Below are 16144 nucleotides of genomic sequence, written 5' to 3'. Positions count from 1 at the left end.
CGGAGCGCCGGCCCCGGCGGTGGTCAGGCCCGCGCGGCCCCGGCCGGCTCGGCCCCGGGGGCCGGCCCGAGCCAGACGGCCGTCACGCCGCTGACGTAGCGGGCGCCGCAGTGGTCCGCCGGGACGACCAGCTGCGGGCCCGTCTCGTCCAGCGGGGCGCCGTCCATGCTGGTGGCAAGCAGGATCTCCTGACCGCCGAAGTCGGGGTCGATCTCGGCCCAGGAGACCACCGCGCGGTGACCGTCCGCGCCGGTCACCGCCAGCAGGAAGCGCAGCCGCGGTTTGCGCGCCGCGAGATCGACCCGCGGCCCGGCGGCGCACAGCACGTCCCACAGCCGCGGACCCTCGTAGCCGTGGCGCTGCTCGCCGTCCGTCCGGCAGTCGAAGCTCACCTCGACCCGACGCGGGGGGAGGTCGCGCAGTTGGCCGACCGTCAGCTCGGCGGGCCGGTCCAGGTGCCCGTGCAGCCGGACGGTGACGGGGTGTCTCATACGGCATGCTCCTCCCGGCCCGCCGGGTGCGGCCCGGGAGGGTGGTACCCGAGAAGCGGTCCGACCACTCGCATCTGCGGCCGTGGAATCATTCCATCGGCCGCGCACGCCATGCACAGGGAACTCTTCCCCTCGCAGATGCGGACACCGGTGCGCAACGCCCGACGCGGACCTCGCGCACACCCGCCCGAGACAAGGGGAGCAGAGGCGCAATACGAGGGACGACTGGTTTCGAACACCGTCGGAGGGCATGCGCTCTGGAGGATCAACCAAGACGGAACCCGGTTCTCCTCCTTGCATTTACGATGCTTGTGCGCACTTGACGCTTGCACTTGCAAGGCCAGGCCCCGCGCGGAGCACAAGGAGCGAAGAGCATGATCGTCGGAGACCTGCTGCACCTGGACGACCTGGACATCCAGCTGGCCTGGGGCACCCCGGACCTCCTGGCCCGCCCGGTCACCGGCGTGACCTCCACCGACCTCCAGGACCCGGCCCGGTACCTGCAGCCCGGCGAGCTGGTCCTCACCGGCCTGGTCTGGTGGCAGCCCGAGGACACCTCGGCGGCCCTGCGCTTCGCCACCGCCCTGCGCAGCGCCCGGGTCGCCGCCCTGATGGCCGGCGAGGGCACCCACGGCGCCGTCCCCGAGAGCCTGGCCGAGGCCTGCCGCACCCACGGGATCCCGCTGCTGGCCGTCCCCGCCGGCACCAGCTTCCGCGCCGTGACCGACCGGGTCTACCTGCGGCTCTGGGGCGGCCTCCAGGCCGGCGCGCAGGACACCGCCGCGATCCCGGAGGCCGCCCGCCGGGAGCTGACCGACCTGATCGACTCCGGCGCCGGCCCCTCGGCCGTCCTGGCCCACGCCGTGAGCCGGCTCGGTGTGCCCGAGTGCTCCATCAGCACCGCCGGCGGCCGGATCATCGCCGCCCCGGCCACCGACGCAGGCGCACCGGGCTCCCTCCCCGCCCCGGGCACCCGGCCCGCCGAGGCAACCGCCACCAGGGCGACCCGGCCGGCCGGGCTGCCGATCGGCCCGCAGCAGGAGTCGCCCTTCGACGGCTGGCTGCTGCACGGCGAGCCCGGCGCCGCGACCGCCCCCACCCCGATGCTGCGCGGCCTCGCCGACCTGCTGGCCCCGCTCGCCGCCCGCGCGCACGCCGAGGCCGCGACCCGGCGCCGGGCGGTCGGCCGCCTGCTGGACCTGCTGGCGGCCGGCGGCCCGGCCGACCTCGCCGAGCCGCTCGCCACCTGCGGCCTGCCCGGCGACGGCCCGCTCGTCACGGTGGCCGCCCGGATCGACGGCGGGCCCGCCGACTGGGCGGCGCTCGCCCTCGCGGAGGCCCTGCACCCGCTCGGCGCCCCCTTCGCCGCCGGAACGGACCCGGACGGCCGCGCGGCGGCCCTGGTCGCGGCGCCCGCCGCGGCGGTGGCGGCCCAGCTGCGCCGGGCCAGGCCCGCCCTGCAGACCCGGCTGACCGGCCGGCGCAGCCTGCGGGCCGGGGTCGGCCCGGCGGCGCAGCCGGCCGCCGAGTCGCTGCGCGCGGCCCTCGTCCAGGCCAGGTACGTGCTCACCGGTGCCGCCGGGCCGGTCGGCAGCACCACCGAGCTGGACACGCTGGCCGGGCTGCTGCGCGGGATACCGCCCGAGGTGACGGCCGCCTTCCACACCCGACTGCTGGCGCCGCTCGCCGCGCACGACCGCGAGAACGCCGTCTCACTGCTGGGCACCCTCACCGTGTTCCTGGACCACGACGGCTCCTGGGCCCGGACGGCCGAGTCGCTGCACATCCACGTGAACACCGTGCACTACCGGATCCGCCGGATCGAGGAGCTGACCGGCCGCAACCTGGCCCGCCTCCAGGACCGGCTCGACCTGCGCGCCGCGCTGCTCTGCGCCCCGGCCGGCCGCTGAACGGGGGCGGCCGGGACGGGCGGCGATGACGCGGCGGGCGCGGGGGCGGAGCCGTGACGGGCTCTGGACGATGCCGGTTACCGCTGAGTAAGGTTCCCGGCATGCCTACCGGCCGCAGCTACGACATCGTCCTGTTCGGCGCCACCGGGTTCACCGGCGAGCTCACCGCCGAGTACCTGGCACGGCACGCCCCCGCCGGCACCCGGTGGGCGCTGGCCGGGCGGAGCCCGGCGAAACTGGCCGCCGTACGGCGGCGGCTCGCCCTGGTCGACCCGGCACTGGCCGGGCTGGACCTGCTCACGGCGGACGCCGACGACCCGGCCTCGCTACAGGAGGTGGCCGCCGCCGCACGGGTCGTGGTCAGCACCGTGGGGCCGTACATCCGGTACGGGGACGCTCTGGTCGGCGCCTGCGCCGAGGCGGGGACGGACTACCTCGACCTGAGCGGCGAGCCGGAGTTCGTCGACCGCAGCTACCTGCGCCACCACGCCACGGCCGTGGCCAGCGGCGCCCGGCTGCTGCACTGCTGCGGGTTCGACTCCATCCCGTACGACCTGGGCGTGCGCTTCACGGTCGGGCACCTGCCCGAGGGGGTGCCGATCACCGTGAAGGGGTTCGTGAGCGCCTCCGCCACCGTCTCCGGCGGGACCTTCGACTCGGCGCTCACCGCCTTCTCCCGCCTGCCCCAGGGCGCGCGGGCCGCCCGGGAACGCCGCCGGATCGAGCTCGCGCCGGACGGACGCGGGGCCGGCTCACCCGGGCCCGGCGGTCAGGTGCCCACCGGTCGCAGGGTGCGCGGGCTGCCCGGCCTGCCGCGGCACGAGAGGCGGATCGGCGTCTGGGCACTGCCCGCCCCGACCGTCGACCCGCAGATCGTGCTGCGCTCGGCCCGCGCCCTGGAGCGCTACGGCCCGGACTTCTCCTACGGCCACTACCTGGCGGTCCGCCGGCTGCCGGTCGCGGTCGGACTGGCCGGCGGCGTGGGCGCGCTGGTGGCACTGGCCCAGCTCCCGCCCGTCCGGAACTGGCTGCTCGGCCGCCGGGCGCCCGGGGAGGGCCCGTCCGCCGAGAAGCGGGCGAAGTCCTGGTTCCGGGTGGTCTTCCTCGGGGAGGGCGGCGGACGCCGGGTGGTCACCGAGGTCTCGGGCGGCGACCCCGGCTACGGCGAGACGGCGAAGATGCTCGCCGAGTCGGCCCTCTGCCTGGCGTTCGACCCGCTGCCGGCCACCCGCGGGCAGGTCACCACGGCCGTCGCGATGGGCGAGGCGCTGACCGGGCGGCTGATCGCGGCCGGCATCGGCTTCCGGGTCCTGGAGAGCTGAGCCCGGGAGCGGGCGGGCCCTCCGGAGCGAAGGCACCGGCCGGGGTCGGCGCGGTCAGCCCCGCCGGAGGTCCGGACGTTCGGCCAGCCGGTCGGCCGCCGTCCGCCAGGCCCTGGTCACGGCCGCGTGGGCCTGCGCGGTCGCGTCCTGCACACCGCCCGTGAGCCGCAGCGCCGCCCCGACGTGGACGTGCACACCGGGGCGGCGCAGCGGCGCGGTGAACACGCCCGCGACCTGCTTGGCCGTGGATCCCGAGCTGATCCGCCGCGCCCCCGCCTGCCCGAGCGGCACGACGGGCGCGCCGCCGGCGGCGAGGCGGGCCAGGCCGGTGCGGAACGGTCCGGGGGCGGTGTCGGCGGCGTCCACCCGGCGCGGGAGGCGGCCCTCCGCGTAGATGATGACGACCCGTCCGGCGGCGAGCGCCTCGGCCGCGGCCTCCAGGGCCTCGGCGGCCCGGTCGGTGCCGCGGTGGACGGGTACGTGCCCCTCGCGGACGAGCGCACGGCCCAGGACCGGGATCCGCCACAGGCCGGCGGTGGCCAGGATGACGGGCTCGACACCGAGCCGGCTGACGGCGGCCAGCACCACGCCCGGGTCGACCAGGGACGAGTGGTTGGGGGCGACGATGCTGCCCGGTTCCAGGACGGCGCCCTCGTCCGTGGTCACGGTCAGGCGGCCGAGGGCCGGGAAGGCGGCGCGGGCGACGGCGCTCAGCATGCGTGGTCCTCGGGGTTCGGGGCGGGAGTCGGGCTTCGGCGCGGGAGCGGGGATTCGGGTTCGGGGTGGCCCGGTCCGTCCATGGTGGGGGTTCGGGGCCCGCGGCACCTGAGTACGGGTACTCACCTCACGTACTCGGCCCGCCCGTTCGGCTCGGGCACGCGGATCAGGACCCGGCCCACCGGGCGGCGGGTCGGCCGCGGGCGGCGGCCCGCGCGTCCGGTCAGGACCTCGCGTCCGGTCGGGAAGGCTCGTCCGGTCAGGAGCGCTCGTCGGCCCGCAGGCGTCGGCTGACCTCGCCGAGGCCGTCGGCCAGGACGGCGAGCTGTTCGCGGCTGAGGACGTCGATGAGCAGCTCGCGCACCATCGCGAGGTGGCCCGGCGCCGCGTCGCGGACGGTCTCGCGCCCCTTCTCCGTGAGGTCGGCGAAGATGCCGCGCACATCGCTCGGGCAGGAGCGGCGGCTGACCAGCCCGGCCTTCTCCAGCTGGGTGACCTGGTAGGTGAGGCCGCTCTTGGAGGTGATCAGCCGCTCGGCCAGCTCGGTCATCCGCAGGGAGCCCTCGGGGGCGGCGGAGAGGTGGACCAGGATCTCGTACTGGGTGTGGGAGAGACCCGAGTCGTCCTTGAGCTGCCGCTCCAGGCGCCGGTTGAGGAGGTTGCTGGCGGCCACGAAGCCCCGCCAGGCGGCCATCTCGTCCTCGTCCAGCCAGCGGGGTTCAGTCATGGGGGAATCGTACTCCCGTTGTTCGAATTCGAACCAAGGTGTACCGTCGAGGTGCGAGGTTCAAATTTGAACTATCATGGTGAAGCACCACCACACGCAGGCGGAACCACCCGAGGAAGGCCCCGATGAGCACCGCAGCCCCCGAGCGCATGCCCGCCCTCTACCTCTCGCACGGCGCGCCGCCGCTCGCCGACGACCCGATCTGGCCCGGGCAGCTCGCCGCCTGGTCGGCCGGCCTGCCCCGCCCCAAGGCCATCCTGATGATCTCCGCCCACTGGGAGGAGGCCCCGCTGGCGATCGGCGCCACCACCACCGTGCCGCTGGTCTACGACTTCTGGGGCTTCCCGGAGCACTACTACCGGGTGCAGTACGCCGCCCCGGGGGCGCCCGAACTCGCCGAGAGCGTGCGCAAGCTGCTGCGCGCCCCCGGCACGCCGGTGCAGGACATCCCGGACCGGGGCCTCGACCACGGCGCCTACGTCCCGCTGGTCGAGATGTTCCCCGAGGCCGACATCCCCGTCCTGCAGATCTCCATGCCCACCCTGGACCCCCAGCGGCTGATGGAGATCGGCCGCCGGCTCGCCCCGCTGCGTGACGAGGGCGTGCTGATCGTCGGCAGCGGCTTCTTCACCCACAACCTGCGCGCGATCAGCCCCGACGGCACCGTGCCCGCCGTGATGGCGGAGTTCGACGACTGGGGCCGGCGCGCCCTGGAGGCCCGGGACCTCGACGCCCTGCTCGACTTCGAGCGCAAGGCCCCGGCCGGGCGCCTCGCCCACCCCCGCACCGAGCACTTCGCGCCGCTCTTCGTCGCCCTCGGCGCCGGCGAGGCGGACCTGGCCACCCAGCGCAGCGTCATCGACGGCTTCTGGATGGGTCTCGCCAAGCGCTCCGTCCAGCTGGGCTGACTCCGCGGCGAAGGCGGCCTCCCCGCCGCCCGCCTGCCCGCCTGCACCAGCTGCCCCCCGCCCCGCCTGCCCCGCCTGCCCGCCTGCACCGTCGGGCCCGAGCGGCCGGAGCGCCCCGCCGGGGCCGGCGCGCCCGAGCCCTCGTGGCAGGACGCGCCGGCCGCCGGGGACGGCACGGGGCCGGGGATCACCCGGCGTCAGGCCGCCCGCTCGGCCGCACTGCGCTCCACGCAGAACTCGTTGCCCTCCAGGTCCGCCAGGGTCACCCAGCCGAGACCGTCCTCGCGCCGGTGGTCGGAGACCAGCGTGGCACCGAGGGCGAGCAGCCGCTCGACCTCCTCGTCACGGGTGCGGTCCTGCGGCTGGACGTCCAGGTGGACCCGGTTCTTCACCGTCTTGACGTCGGGGACGGTGACGAAGAGCAGGACCGCGCCCTGCGAGGTCACCAGTGCCTCCGGGTCGCCGGGGTGGTCGTCCTCGTGCAGCGAGGCGTCGAGCACCTCCGCCCAGAAGGCGCCCAACCGGTAGGCGTCGGCGCAGTCGATGGTGATGTGTCGTACGAGAGAGGCCATGATCGTCACTATCGCCGCAACGCGAGCGGCGGTAAAGCGATTTGTCATGTGCCCTGCCGGCCCCGGGCCGCGACGGGCCCGTTCGACCGTCCGGCGCGGGTTCAGCCCCGCTCCACGAGCCCCTCCCAGCCCCAGCGCGGCGTCGGCCCGGGGTCGCCGAGGTCCTCGCCGACCGGTGCGGCCGACACGTCGCGGGCGATCCTGGTGCCCCAGTCGAAGTACTCCAGCACCCGGCGGCGCAGCAGCTCGTCCTGCGGGAGCTCCTTCTCCACCGCGGCGGTCATCAGCTCCATCCAGCGGACCCGCTGCTCCTCGGTGATCGACAGGCCCAGATGGGATCTCAACAGGGCCTGATGACCGCCTAGTTCGTCGGTGAAGCGGGCCGGCCCACCGAAGATCTCGGCCAGCCAGACGGCGACGTGCTCGATGTGGGTGCGGGTGAAGTCGGCGAAGACGGGGGCGAGCAGCGGATCCGCCAGGACCCCGTCGTAGAAGGTGTTGCTCAGCCGCCGCAGCGCCTCCAGGCCGCCGACGGCGTCGTACAGGCTCTCGCTCGGGTTCTGCTCCCCGGTCATCGGACTCTCCCAAGGTCGGTTTCCCCCCAGGATGCCCCGCGGCCCGCCCCGGACCGGGCGTGTTCGCGGTCGGCTCACCGAACGGAGGCCGGTGATCCCCTTTCCGGTCGCCCGCCGACCGCCCCGCACCCGGTCCCTCCCCGGCACCCGGTCCCTCCCCGTACCGAGGCCCCCGTCCCCGCCCCCGTCCGGGTGACGGGTGACGCCACCCCCGATCGGGGGTGTGCAGCGAGCACGAGCGGTAGCAGAGTGAGGACATGCAGACTCCACTCTCCGTGATGGACTTCCTGGACCGCGCAGAACTGGTCTACGGCGACCGGGTCGGAATCGTCGACGAGCCGGTGCAGCCCGCCCCGTCCTGGGGCGAGCTCAGCTACCGCAGAGTCGCCGAACTCGCCCGCGCCCAGGCCGCCGGGCTCGATCGACTGGGGGTCGGCCCCGGCGAACGGGTGGCCGTCGTCTCGCACAACTCGGCGCGCCTGATGACCTCGTTGTACGGCGTCAGCGGCCACGGCCGGGTGCTGGTGCCGGTGAACTTCCGCCTGCGGGCGGAGGAGGTCTCGTACATCGTCGAGCAGAGCGGCGCGTCCGTCCTGCTGATCGATCCCGAACTGGCCGACCCGCTGGCCGGGGTGACCGCGAAGCACCGGTTCGTGATCGGGGCCGAGAGCGACGCCGTGCTCTACGACTTCGACAACGCTCCGAAGCGGTACGAGATCGCCGAGTCCGACACCGCCACCATCAACTACACCAGTGGAACCACCGCCCGCCCCAAGGGCGTTCAGCTCACCCACCGCAACATCTGGCTCAACGCCGTACTGATGGGCCTGCACTTCGGCGCGAGCGACCGCGACGTCTACCTGCACACCCTGCCGATGTTCCACGCGAACGGCTGGGGCCTGCCGTTCGCGCTGACCGGGCTGGGCGCGCGGCACGTCGTGCTGCGCAAGGTGGACGGCGCCGAGATCCTGCGCCGGGTGGAGCGGCACGGGGTGACCTTCCTGTGCGGAGCGCCCGCCGTGATCGCCATGGTGCTGGAGGCCGCCGCCGAGTGGGACGGGCCGGTGCCCGGCCGCGACCGGGTCCGGATCATCGTCGCGGGCGCCCCGCCGCCGACCTCGGTGGTGCAGCGCATCGAGTCCGAACTCGGCTGGGAGTTCATGCAGATCTACGGCCTGACCGAGACCTCCCCGGTGGCCACGGTCAACCGCGGCCGGGCCGAGTGGGACGGACTGCCGCCCGCCGAACGCGCCGAGAAGCTGGTCCAGGCCGGCGCGCCGGCTCTGGGCGGCCAGGTGCGCGTCGACGACGAGGGCGAGGTGCTGATCCGCTCGAACACCGTGCTGGAGGGCTACTGGCGCCAACCCGAGGAGACCGCCGAGGCGTTGAAGAGCGGCTGGTTCCACACCGGCGACGGCGGCACCATGTCGGACGGCTACCTCACCATCTCCGACCGGAAGAAGGACGTCATCATCAGCGGCGGGGAGAACGTCTCCTCGATCGAGGTGGAGGACTGCCTGTACGACCACCCGGCCGTCGCCGAGGTCGCGGTGATCGGGGTGCCCGACGACAGGTGGGGCGAGACGGTCAAGGCCCTGGTGGTGCTGAAGCCGGACCACGTCGCGGACGAGGCGGAGCTCATCGCGCACTGCAAGCAGCGGCTGGCGGGCTACAAGTCGCCGACCTCGGTGGAGTTCCGGGAGGCGCTGGCCCGGACCACCACCGGCAAACTGCAGAAGTTCCGTCTGCGCGAGCCGTACTGGGCGGGGCGCGAGCGCGGGGTCAACTGAGGCCGCGCTCGGGCGCCGGCCCGGCTGCCCGGCCCGGCGGGCGGGCCGGCGTGTTCCTCGGCTCGGCAGCTCGGCGGCTGCTCAGTCGAGCAGGCCCGACTCCCTTGCCGCCACGGCCAGTTCCACCCGGTTGCGAACACCGAGCTTGTGCATCGCGCCCTTCAGGTAGCCCGTGACGGTGTTGCAGGTCAGGCCGAGCCGGGCGGCGATCTCCGGGTTGGTCCGGCCGGTCGCCGCCCAGCGGAGCACCTCGTGTTCACGCGGGGTCAGCCGCTGTCCGGCGGCGGCGTCGGACGACCCGGCACGCCCCCGGTCCCCTCCGGTCCAGGCCGCGGCCCCGGCGAGCGCGCGGGTGGCGGTGCGGGCGAGGTCGGAGACCGCCCCGATCCGCACGTCACCGAAGGGGACCACCGCCCGGATGGCCGCGTACACCACCCCGTGCACCGCACCGTCGTGCAGCAGCGGGACGGTCAGCATCGCGTACAGGTCCTCGGCGTCGACCGCGGCGTCGTAGTCGTGCGAAATGGTGGTGGCGGCCCGGTAGTCGGGCACCCAGGTGGGGGCCCGCTCGGCCAGCGCCCGGCCGCCCAGGCCGGTCCCGCTGGGGACGGCCAGGTCGTGCAGCAGGTCGGCCCGGGTGCCGGACCAGTGCCGCAGCACCATCCCGGCCGGCCCGCCGGCGCGGCCACCGGACCGGACGGCGGACCGCACGGCGGGGCCGACAGCGGCCGGGGCGGCGGGCCAGGCGGCCTCGCCGTCCGCACCCGCGTCAGCGCCCGCGCCCGCGCCCGCGCCCGCGCCCGACACCGAACGCAGCCGGTCGGGCACGCCGACGAGGCCGACGTCGACACCGCAGTCCGCGACCACCCGGCGGGCGAGGTCGGCCAGTACGGCGTCCCTGACCAGCGCCGCGGCGCGGCTGTCGACATCGCCGGCCGCCCGGGTGGGGGTGTCCGGAGCCCAACTCATCGCGCGATTCTCACACGCACGGGGACGACTGGCGAGACCTGCGGACCGGTGTGTCCCGCCGTCCCGGGGTCCAGTTGCTGGCGTCCCGCCGCCCCGGCGCCACCGCGCCCGCCGTCGGCCGGGGCCTCCTGCTTCGCGTCGCCGCCGTGCTCCCCCGGCACCCGGCCCGCCGACCGACCCACCCACCGATTCCGTCCGCCCACCCTGGCTCCCGCCCGCGTCCGGTCGTAGTCTGCGCCCGTGGGCCGGTGCCACAGACCCGCGGGCCCTCACCCGCGGACGCCGCCGGGCCGGCCGGTGCAGAGAGCCGGCCTGGAGACCGAGGAGAGACGATCATGACGAGCCTGGACGGCCTGATGGCCGAACTGCGTGCGGAGAACGCTGAGTTGGACGCCCTGGTGGCGGGGCTCGACCCGGCGGGGTGGGCCCGCCCGACCCCGGCCGAGGGGTGGACGATCGCCCACCAGATCGCCCACCTGGCCTGGACCGACGACTGGGCGGTGCTGTCCGCCCGCGATCCCGAGGGGTTCTTCGGGGCCGCGGAGCGGGCCTACACGCCCGGCACGGACCCGGTCGACGAGGGCGCCGCCGTCGGTGCCGCCGGCTCGCCGGGCGCACTGCTGTCCCGGTGGCGGGAGAGCCGCGAAGAGGTGCTGGCGGCCCTGGCCTCGGTACCGGACGGCGTGCGGATGCCGTGGTTCGGGCCGCCGATGAAGCCCGCCTCGATGGCCACCGCCCGGCTGATGGAGACCTGGGCCCACGGGCAGGACGTCGCGGACGCGCTCGGAGTGGTCCGGGTGCCGACCGCCCGGCTTCGGCAGGTGGCCCACCTGGGCGTGCGGACCATGGGCTTCGCCTGGGTCCTGCACGGCCGTCCGGAGCCGCAGGAGCCGGTCCGGGTGGAGCTGACCGGCCCGGCCGGGGAGCTGTGGACGTGGGGGCCCGAGGACGCGGCCGACCGGATCTCCGGCCCCGCCCTGGACTTCTGCCTGCTGGTCACCCAGCGCCGGCACCGCGACGACCTGGCCCTGACGGTCGAGGGCGCGACCGCGCTGGCCTGGCTCCCGATCGCCCAGGCCTTCGCCGGCCCGCCGGGCAAGGGCCGGGACGCGGGCGCGGCGGGGGTGGCGGGCGCCGGGAGCACCGAGGACGGCACCGCGGACTGACGATGCGTCGATATGACTGCCGGAAAGTGAAACCACACCTTTCGGGGATAGCGGCGGTTCGCCGACGAATGATGTGATCCGTTCCATGAACACCACCGTGAAGACCCGCACCACCGTGAAGACCCGCACCTCCGGGAAGACCCGTACCGCCGTCGCCGGCGCCACCGTCCTGCTGGCCGCCGCCGGCGGCCTCACCGCCGCGCCCGCCGGCGCCGTCACCCAGGCACCGTCCGACACTCCCCCGATCAGCCACGCCGCCCGGGCCACCGCGGCCGAGACGCAGGTGGGCACCTTCTTCGAGGAGTACCGGCTCGCCGTGCTCGGGGAGATCGACGATCCGCCGCAGGGCGTCCGCCGGCGGTACCTCAGCCCCGCCCTCAACCTCCGACTGGACGACTGGCAGTCCCGGAACGACGCGGACCCGGTGTTCCGGACCAGAGCCGTCCCGGCCTTCTGGTCGGCCCGGGAGGTCGCCGCCGCACCCGGCTACGCCACGGTCGCCCTCACCCAGCAGTGGGTCGACGGCCCCGACCGGGAGATCAGGTACACCGTCAGACTCGCGGACCGCCGCATCACGGATCTCGAAGCCCGCCCCTCCCCCTGACACTCCGCCGGGCAGGGCGGGCGCGCTCGGCGGGATCCCGCCCACCGGGGTCACCGCGGCCTGGGAGGTACTCGTCCGGGAACTGACCCCGGAGGCGCCGACCCGCCTGCGCCCGTGGACCGGACCGGTCGGGTCCGACGGCGCCTCAGGCGTCGAAGCGATGGACGGACGGGCGGCCCGGGCAGGTGCGGCACTCGAAGAGGTAGACGCCGCCCAGGTCACCGAGCACGAGGTCCGGCCCCTCCAGCCGGACGCCACGGTCCTCGACCGGAGTCCACGCCCGCCGGGAGTCGCCCCCCTCCCTGCTCGCCACGGTCAGCAGATGCTCCATCGGCGTGCCGCAGTCCGGGCAGTGCGGCCACTCCGGGTCCTGGCACCAGCCGGGGTAGCCGCCCAGCTTGGTGCCCGGAGCGGTGGACAGGTGGCGCTGGTAGTCCCAACCCGTCTCCTGCTCCACCCGTTCGAAACGGTCGTCCAGCGCATCCCAGAGCTCGTACGGCACGTCCCAACTCGCGTACTCATGCACCAGCTCCGGGTGTACGACACACGGTCGCGGCACCTGTCCGTACCCGGCGTCCGCCGGCGCCGGCGGGGCCTGCCGCACCTCCCCCACCGCCGCCGCCGATCGCCAGCGGACCTGCGGAACCACCCACCCGTGCGCATGGTGCAGCGGACACCAGAGCACCTGGAGCAGGTCGCAGCCGTCCGGGAAGGGCACGAGGTCCGGTACGTCGGAGCGGTGGATCTGGACGACCGCGACCATCGGCGACCCCGGGTGCTCGGGGCACTCCGGCCAGGGCTCCCGCCTCGGCCAGAGCAGCGGGCCGCCCACCGAACTGTCGCGGCAGGTCGGCTCACCGGAGCGCGGGTGCAACCGCACGGTCTCCCTGCGGTAGGACGCGAGCTCGGGAAACAGCTCTTCGACGTTCACCGGGCGCGGTGGGGTTCGACGGGTCACCCGCGGACAGTACCGGCGACCACCGCTCGGGCGCACCGGAGATCTTTCCGAAACGGTGGCGGGCGAGGGCGTCGCGGGCGCGGGGAGCGGGCCGATGTACTGCACGACCCCTTGATCACCTCGGGTGATGAGCCGTGATTCACCGGAAATCCCGGCTTCTGCCGGCAGGGGTGATGACGAGTGGGACGAGGCGAGTGGCGACGAGGTTGACAGCGCCGTCGCGTCGTTCGGCCGTGCCGTGCACCAGCAGGCCGGCGTTGCCGAGGGCGACCCGGTGCTGGCGTTCCCAGACGTGGGGCTGGACCACGATGTTGATGAGGCCGGTCTCGTCTTCGAGGGAGATGAACAGGACACCGCCGGCGGTGGGCGGGCGCTGGCGGTGGGTGACCAGGCCGCCGACGGAGATCAGCGTGCCGGGGACGGCGTGGTTCTTGAAGTCGGCGGCGGTCAGGGCGCCGCAGCGTTCGAGGTGGGGTCGGGCGTGCTGGACGGGGTGGGTCGCGGAGGTGCCGGTGGCCCACAGGTCGGCGATGGTCTCCTCGACGGCGGTCATCTCCGGCAGGGCCGGCGCGGTGAGGGCGGTGGCGGTGCCGGGGAGCATGCCGTCGGTGGTGTGGGCGAGCAGTCCGGCTGCCCAGAGCGCCTGGCGACGGCTCAGACCGAGGCTGGTGAACGTGCCGGCGGTGGCGAGGGCTTCGAGGACGGGTACGGGCAGGGCGGTGCGACGGGCGAAGTCCTCCACGTCGGTGTATGGCTGACCTGCGACGATCGCCGCGGCCTGGTCGGCGCCGAGTCCGCGTACGTCGGCGAGGCCGAGGCGGATCGCCGGCCGGCCGGGCGCCTGTGCCCGGTCCTGAGGGCCGGCCTGTTCGAGGACGGGTGCGGCGGAGCTCTTGTTGATGTCGGCGGGCCGCACGGTGACGCCGTGCCGACGTGCGTCGTGGATGAGGGTGAGGGGCGAGTAGAAGCCCATCGGCTGGTTGGCCAGCAGTGCGCAGGTGAAGGCTTCCGGGTAGTGGTACTTCAGCCACGCGCTCGCGTAGACGAGCAGGGCGAAGCTGGTGGCGTGGGACTCGGGGAAGCCGTAGCTGGAGAAGGCCTCGATCTTGGTGTAGACCTCGTTGGCCACGGCGATCGGGATGCCGCGCTCGGTCATTCCCGTGAGCAGCCGCTCGCGCAGCTCGGCGACGCGTTCGTGCGAGCGCTTGGAGCCCATCGCCTGGCGGAGCCTGTCGGCCTCGGTGGGGGTGAAACCGGCGCAGTCGATGGCCAGTTGCATCATCTGTTCCTGGAACAGAGGGACGCCGAGGGTCTTCTTCAGGGCTCGTTCCATCAGCGGGTGGGCGATGGTGGCCGGTTCCCGGCCGTTGCGGCGGCGGATGTAGGGATGGACGGATCCGCCCTGGATCGGGCCCGGGCGGATCAGGGCGACCTGAACCACCAGGTCGTAGAAGTTCCGCGGGCGCAGACGGGGCAGCGTCGATGCCTGCGATCTCGACTCGACCTGGAAGGTACCGATGCTGTCCGCACGGCAGAGCATGTCGTAGACGTCCGGGTCGTCGGGCGGAATCGTGGCCAGGTCGTAGCGGACACCGTGATGACGCTCGATCAGGTCGCAGGTGTCGTGCAGGGCGGAGAGCATGCCCAGTCCGAGCAGGTCGATCTTGACCAGGCCCGCTTCGGCACAGCTGTCCTTGTCCCACTGGAGCACGCTCCTGCCGGGCATGGTGGCCCACTCGGTCGGGCAGGTCTCGGCGATGGGGCGGCGGGTGAGGACCATGCCGCCGGAGTGGATGCCGAGATGCCGGGGCAGGCCGCGCAGCTGACCGGCGAGCTCCCGTACGTCGGTGGGCACCGTGGCGTCGGGAGGCGGCATCTCGTGCCAGCCGGTCTCCTTGCTGAAGCGGTCCAGGTCCCCGGTGGCGTAGCCGAGGGTGCGGGCCGCGTCCCGCACGGCCAGGCGCGGTTGGTAGGTGATGACGTTGGCGACCTGGGCGGCGTGATCGCGGCCGTAGGTGTCGTAGCAGTACTGGATGACCTCCTCGCGGCGGCGGTGTTCGATGTCCAGGTCGATGTCCGGGGGGCCGTCCCGTTCGGGGCTGAGGAAGCGCTCGAAGAGCAGGCCGTAGTGGACGGGGTCCACCGAGGTGATCCCGAGGGCGTAGCAGACGGCCGAGTTCGCGGCCGAGCCCCGGCCCTGGCACCAGATGTCGTGGCGCCGGGCGAAGTCCACGATGTCGTGGACGATGAGGAAGTACCCGGCCATGTCGAGCTGTTCGATGACGTCGAGCTCGTAGGCGATCTGGCGGTGGGCCTTCTCGTTGCCGGCGGAGAAGCGGGTCCTGGCTGCTCGCTGGGTGAGTTCGCGCAGCCAGCTGGTTTCGGTGTGCCCGTCGGGGACCGGGAACCCGGGCATCTCGGGGGCCAGGGCACGGAAGTCGAACGCGCAGCGGCGGGCCAGGTCGAGGGTGGCCTGCTGGACACCGGGCCAGGGGGCCAGGCGGGCAGCCATCTCGGCGGGGGATCGCAGGTGCGCGGTGCCCGCTGCCGCGAGATACGGCTCGGCGTCGGCGAGAGTGCGCCGCTGCCGGAGCGCGGCCAGGGTCTGCGCCAGACGCAGCTGGGCCGGGGAGGCGTGGTGCGCGGCGGTGGTCGCGACGACGGGGAGGCCGGTGCGGGCGGCGAGGGCGGCGAGGGCGTCGTTGCGGTCGTCGTCCCCCGGAATCTGGTGGTCGGTCAGCTCCACGAAGACGTTGTCAACGCCGAACCGGTCGACGAGGAGGAGCAGTTCGCGCTCGGCGCCGGCTCGGCCCTCGGTCTCCAGGGCGCGGCGCACCGCTCCCTTGCGGCAGCCGGTCAGGACCGCCCAGTGTCCGTCGTGGGTGTCGGCGAGACGGTCACGGTCGTACCGGGGGCGGCGTTTTCCCTCTCCCGCGAGGTGGGCGTCGCCGATGGCCTTGGCCAGGCGGCGGTAGCCCTCCGGGTTACGGGCCAGGACCAACAGGTGTTCGCCGTTCTGGTCCGGGGTGCCGGTCGGCGCCGTGGTGGCGTCCAGGGTCAGCTCGGCACCGAACACCGTGGCGACGCCGACCCGCCGGGCCTCGGCGGCCAGCACCGCCGCGGCGTAGAAGCCGTCGTGGTCGGTGATCGCGAGCGCTTCGATGCCGAGGCGGGCGGCTTCGGCGACCAGGTCGGCCGGATCGCTCGCGCCGTCCAGGAAGCTGAAGGAGCTGTGCACGTGGAGCTCCGCCCAGCCGATCCCCTCGTGGCGCTCAGCCGAGGGCGGGACCGGGGACGCATCGGATGCCGGGCCGGGGAAGGAGACCACCGTGCGGTCGCCCGTCGGCGGGCTGCCGGTCATGGCTCGGTGCAGGTCGCGCCACGAAGTGGTGGGGTGGCTGGTGAAACCCATGGTCGTCGTCCTGGAACTGAGGT

At 74.4% G+C, this 16144-nt stretch carries 14 protein-coding genes; 6 read left to right on the top strand and 8 right to left on the bottom strand.

What is annotated here, in order from left to right; genetic code table 11:
- Positions 1-23: 23 nt before the first annotated feature.
- Positions 24-491: a molybdopterin-dependent oxidoreductase gene (locus tag ACFTWP_RS10895; protein ID WP_380264105.1), complete on the bottom strand. Its 468-nt coding sequence runs from the start codon at positions 489-491 to the stop codon at positions 24-26.
- 374 nt (positions 492-865) lie between these two features.
- Here ACFTWP_RS10895 and ACFTWP_RS10890 point away from each other — a divergent pair, with 374 nt between their 5' ends.
- Complete coding sequence (locus ACFTWP_RS10890) at positions 866-2401, top strand: PucR family transcriptional regulator (RefSeq protein ID WP_380264103.1); 1536 nt, start codon at positions 866-868, stop codon at positions 2399-2401.
- Between the two features lie 101 nt (positions 2402-2502).
- Positions 2503-3723, top strand: coding sequence for a saccharopine dehydrogenase family protein (locus ACFTWP_RS10885; protein WP_380264102.1), 1221 nt, complete (start codon positions 2503-2505; stop codon positions 3721-3723).
- Positions 3724-3777: 54 nt separating this feature from the next.
- Here ACFTWP_RS10885 and ACFTWP_RS10880 read toward each other — a convergent pair whose 3' ends face one another.
- Both ACFTWP_RS10880 and ACFTWP_RS10875 read right to left on the bottom strand, forming a co-directional pair.
- Positions 3778-4440 carry a lysophospholipid acyltransferase family protein gene (locus ACFTWP_RS10880; protein WP_380264100.1) on the bottom strand — a complete coding sequence of 221 codons (663 nt, stop codon included), beginning with the start codon at positions 4438-4440 and terminating at the stop codon, positions 3778-3780.
- A 259-nt stretch (positions 4441-4699) separates the two neighbouring features.
- Positions 4700-5167, bottom strand: coding sequence for a MarR family winged helix-turn-helix transcriptional regulator (locus tag ACFTWP_RS10875; RefSeq protein WP_380264098.1), 468 nt, complete (start codon positions 5165-5167; stop codon positions 4700-4702).
- A 125-nt stretch (positions 5168-5292) separates the two neighbouring features.
- On the opposite strand from ACFTWP_RS10875, the gene ACFTWP_RS10870 reads away from it, so the two are divergent.
- A complete protein-coding gene (locus ACFTWP_RS10870) occupies positions 5293-6075 on the top strand; it encodes a dioxygenase (RefSeq protein WP_380264096.1) in 783 nt (260 codons plus the stop codon).
- Between the two features lie 197 nt (positions 6076-6272).
- Here the strand turns inward: ACFTWP_RS10870 and ACFTWP_RS10865 are convergent, their stop codons facing one another.
- Both ACFTWP_RS10865 and ACFTWP_RS10860 read right to left on the bottom strand, forming a co-directional pair.
- On the bottom strand, positions 6273-6647 hold the full coding sequence (locus tag ACFTWP_RS10865; RefSeq protein WP_380264095.1) for a VOC family protein: 375 nt from the start codon (positions 6645-6647) through the stop codon (positions 6273-6275).
- A 101-nt stretch (positions 6648-6748) separates the two neighbouring features.
- Complete coding sequence (locus ACFTWP_RS10860) at positions 6749-7222, bottom strand: group II truncated hemoglobin (protein WP_380264094.1); 474 nt, start codon at positions 7220-7222, stop codon at positions 6749-6751.
- 257 nt (positions 7223-7479) lie between these two features.
- On the opposite strand from ACFTWP_RS10860, the gene ACFTWP_RS10855 reads away from it, so the two are divergent.
- Positions 7480-9012 carry an AMP-binding protein gene (locus ACFTWP_RS10855; RefSeq protein ID WP_380264092.1) on the top strand — a complete coding sequence of 511 codons (1533 nt, stop codon included), beginning with the start codon at positions 7480-7482 and terminating at the stop codon, positions 9010-9012.
- A gap of 81 nt (positions 9013-9093) precedes the next feature.
- Here the strand turns inward: ACFTWP_RS10855 and ACFTWP_RS10850 are convergent, their stop codons facing one another.
- On the bottom strand, positions 9094-9981 hold the full coding sequence (locus tag ACFTWP_RS10850) for a LuxR C-terminal-related transcriptional regulator (protein WP_380264091.1): 888 nt from the start codon (positions 9979-9981) through the stop codon (positions 9094-9096).
- Positions 9982-10316: 335 nt separating this feature from the next.
- Here ACFTWP_RS10850 and ACFTWP_RS10845 point away from each other — a divergent pair, with 335 nt between their 5' ends.
- Positions 10317-11147, top strand: a complete 831-nt coding sequence (locus ACFTWP_RS10845) for a TIGR03084 family metal-binding protein (protein ID WP_380264089.1) — start codon at positions 10317-10319, stop codon at positions 11145-11147.
- Between the two features lie 85 nt (positions 11148-11232).
- Positions 11233-11751 (top strand): hypothetical protein, encoded by a 519-nt coding sequence (locus ACFTWP_RS10840; RefSeq protein WP_380264087.1) that lies wholly within the window; start codon positions 11233-11235, stop codon positions 11749-11751.
- Positions 11752-11896: 145 nt separating this feature from the next.
- Here the strand turns inward: ACFTWP_RS10840 and ACFTWP_RS10835 are convergent, their stop codons facing one another.
- Both ACFTWP_RS10835 and ACFTWP_RS10830 read right to left on the bottom strand, forming a co-directional pair.
- Positions 11897-12709, bottom strand: coding sequence for a DUF1963 domain-containing protein (locus ACFTWP_RS10835; protein ID WP_380264086.1), 813 nt, complete (start codon positions 12707-12709; stop codon positions 11897-11899).
- Positions 12710-12848: 139 nt separating this feature from the next.
- Positions 12849-16121, bottom strand: coding sequence for an error-prone DNA polymerase (locus ACFTWP_RS10830; RefSeq protein ID WP_380264084.1), 3273 nt, complete (start codon positions 16119-16121; stop codon positions 12849-12851).
- Positions 16122-16144: the final 23 nt, after the last annotated feature.

Origin of the sequence: Kitasatospora sp. NPDC057015, assembly GCF_042673745.1 — a bacterium.
Classification (GTDB): Bacteria; Actinomycetota; Actinomycetes; order Streptomycetales; family Streptomycetaceae; genus Kitasatospora.
Note: the sequence above shows the minus strand (reverse complement) of the source record. Positions and strands in the feature narration are given on the sequence as shown.

Coding starts and splice junctions, on each gene's coding strand:
- ACFTWP_RS10885 (WP_380264102.1), top strand. CDS start 2,503: ATGCCTACCGGCCGCAGCTACGACATCGTCCTGTTCGGCGCCACCGGG.
- ACFTWP_RS10855 (WP_380264092.1), top strand. CDS start 7,480: ATGCAGACTCCACTCTCCGTGATGGACTTCCTGGACCGCGCAGAACTG.
- ACFTWP_RS10890 (WP_380264103.1), top strand. CDS start 866: ATGATCGTCGGAGACCTGCTGCACCTGGACGACCTGGACATCCAGCTG.
- ACFTWP_RS10845 (WP_380264089.1), top strand. CDS start 10,317: ATGACGAGCCTGGACGGCCTGATGGCCGAACTGCGTGCGGAGAACGCT.
- ACFTWP_RS10830 (WP_380264084.1), bottom strand. CDS start 16,121: ATGGGTTTCACCAGCCACCCCACCACTTCGTGGCGCGACCTGCACCGA.
- ACFTWP_RS10880 (WP_380264100.1), bottom strand. CDS start 4,440: ATGCTGAGCGCCGTCGCCCGCGCCGCCTTCCCGGCCCTCGGCCGCCTG.
- ACFTWP_RS10895 (WP_380264105.1), bottom strand. CDS start 491: ATGAGACACCCCGTCACCGTCCGGCTGCACGGGCACCTGGACCGGCCC.
- ACFTWP_RS10865 (WP_380264095.1), bottom strand. CDS start 6,647: ATGGCCTCTCTCGTACGACACATCACCATCGACTGCGCCGACGCCTAC.
- ACFTWP_RS10840 (WP_380264087.1), top strand. CDS start 11,233: ATGAACACCACCGTGAAGACCCGCACCACCGTGAAGACCCGCACCTCC.
- ACFTWP_RS10870 (WP_380264096.1), top strand. CDS start 5,293: ATGAGCACCGCAGCCCCCGAGCGCATGCCCGCCCTCTACCTCTCGCAC.
- ACFTWP_RS10850 (WP_380264091.1), bottom strand. CDS start 9,981: ATGAGTTGGGCTCCGGACACCCCCACCCGGGCGGCCGGCGATGTCGAC.
- ACFTWP_RS10875 (WP_380264098.1), bottom strand. CDS start 5,167: ATGACTGAACCCCGCTGGCTGGACGAGGACGAGATGGCCGCCTGGCGG.
- ACFTWP_RS10860 (WP_380264094.1), bottom strand. CDS start 7,222: ATGACCGGGGAGCAGAACCCGAGCGAGAGCCTGTACGACGCCGTCGGC.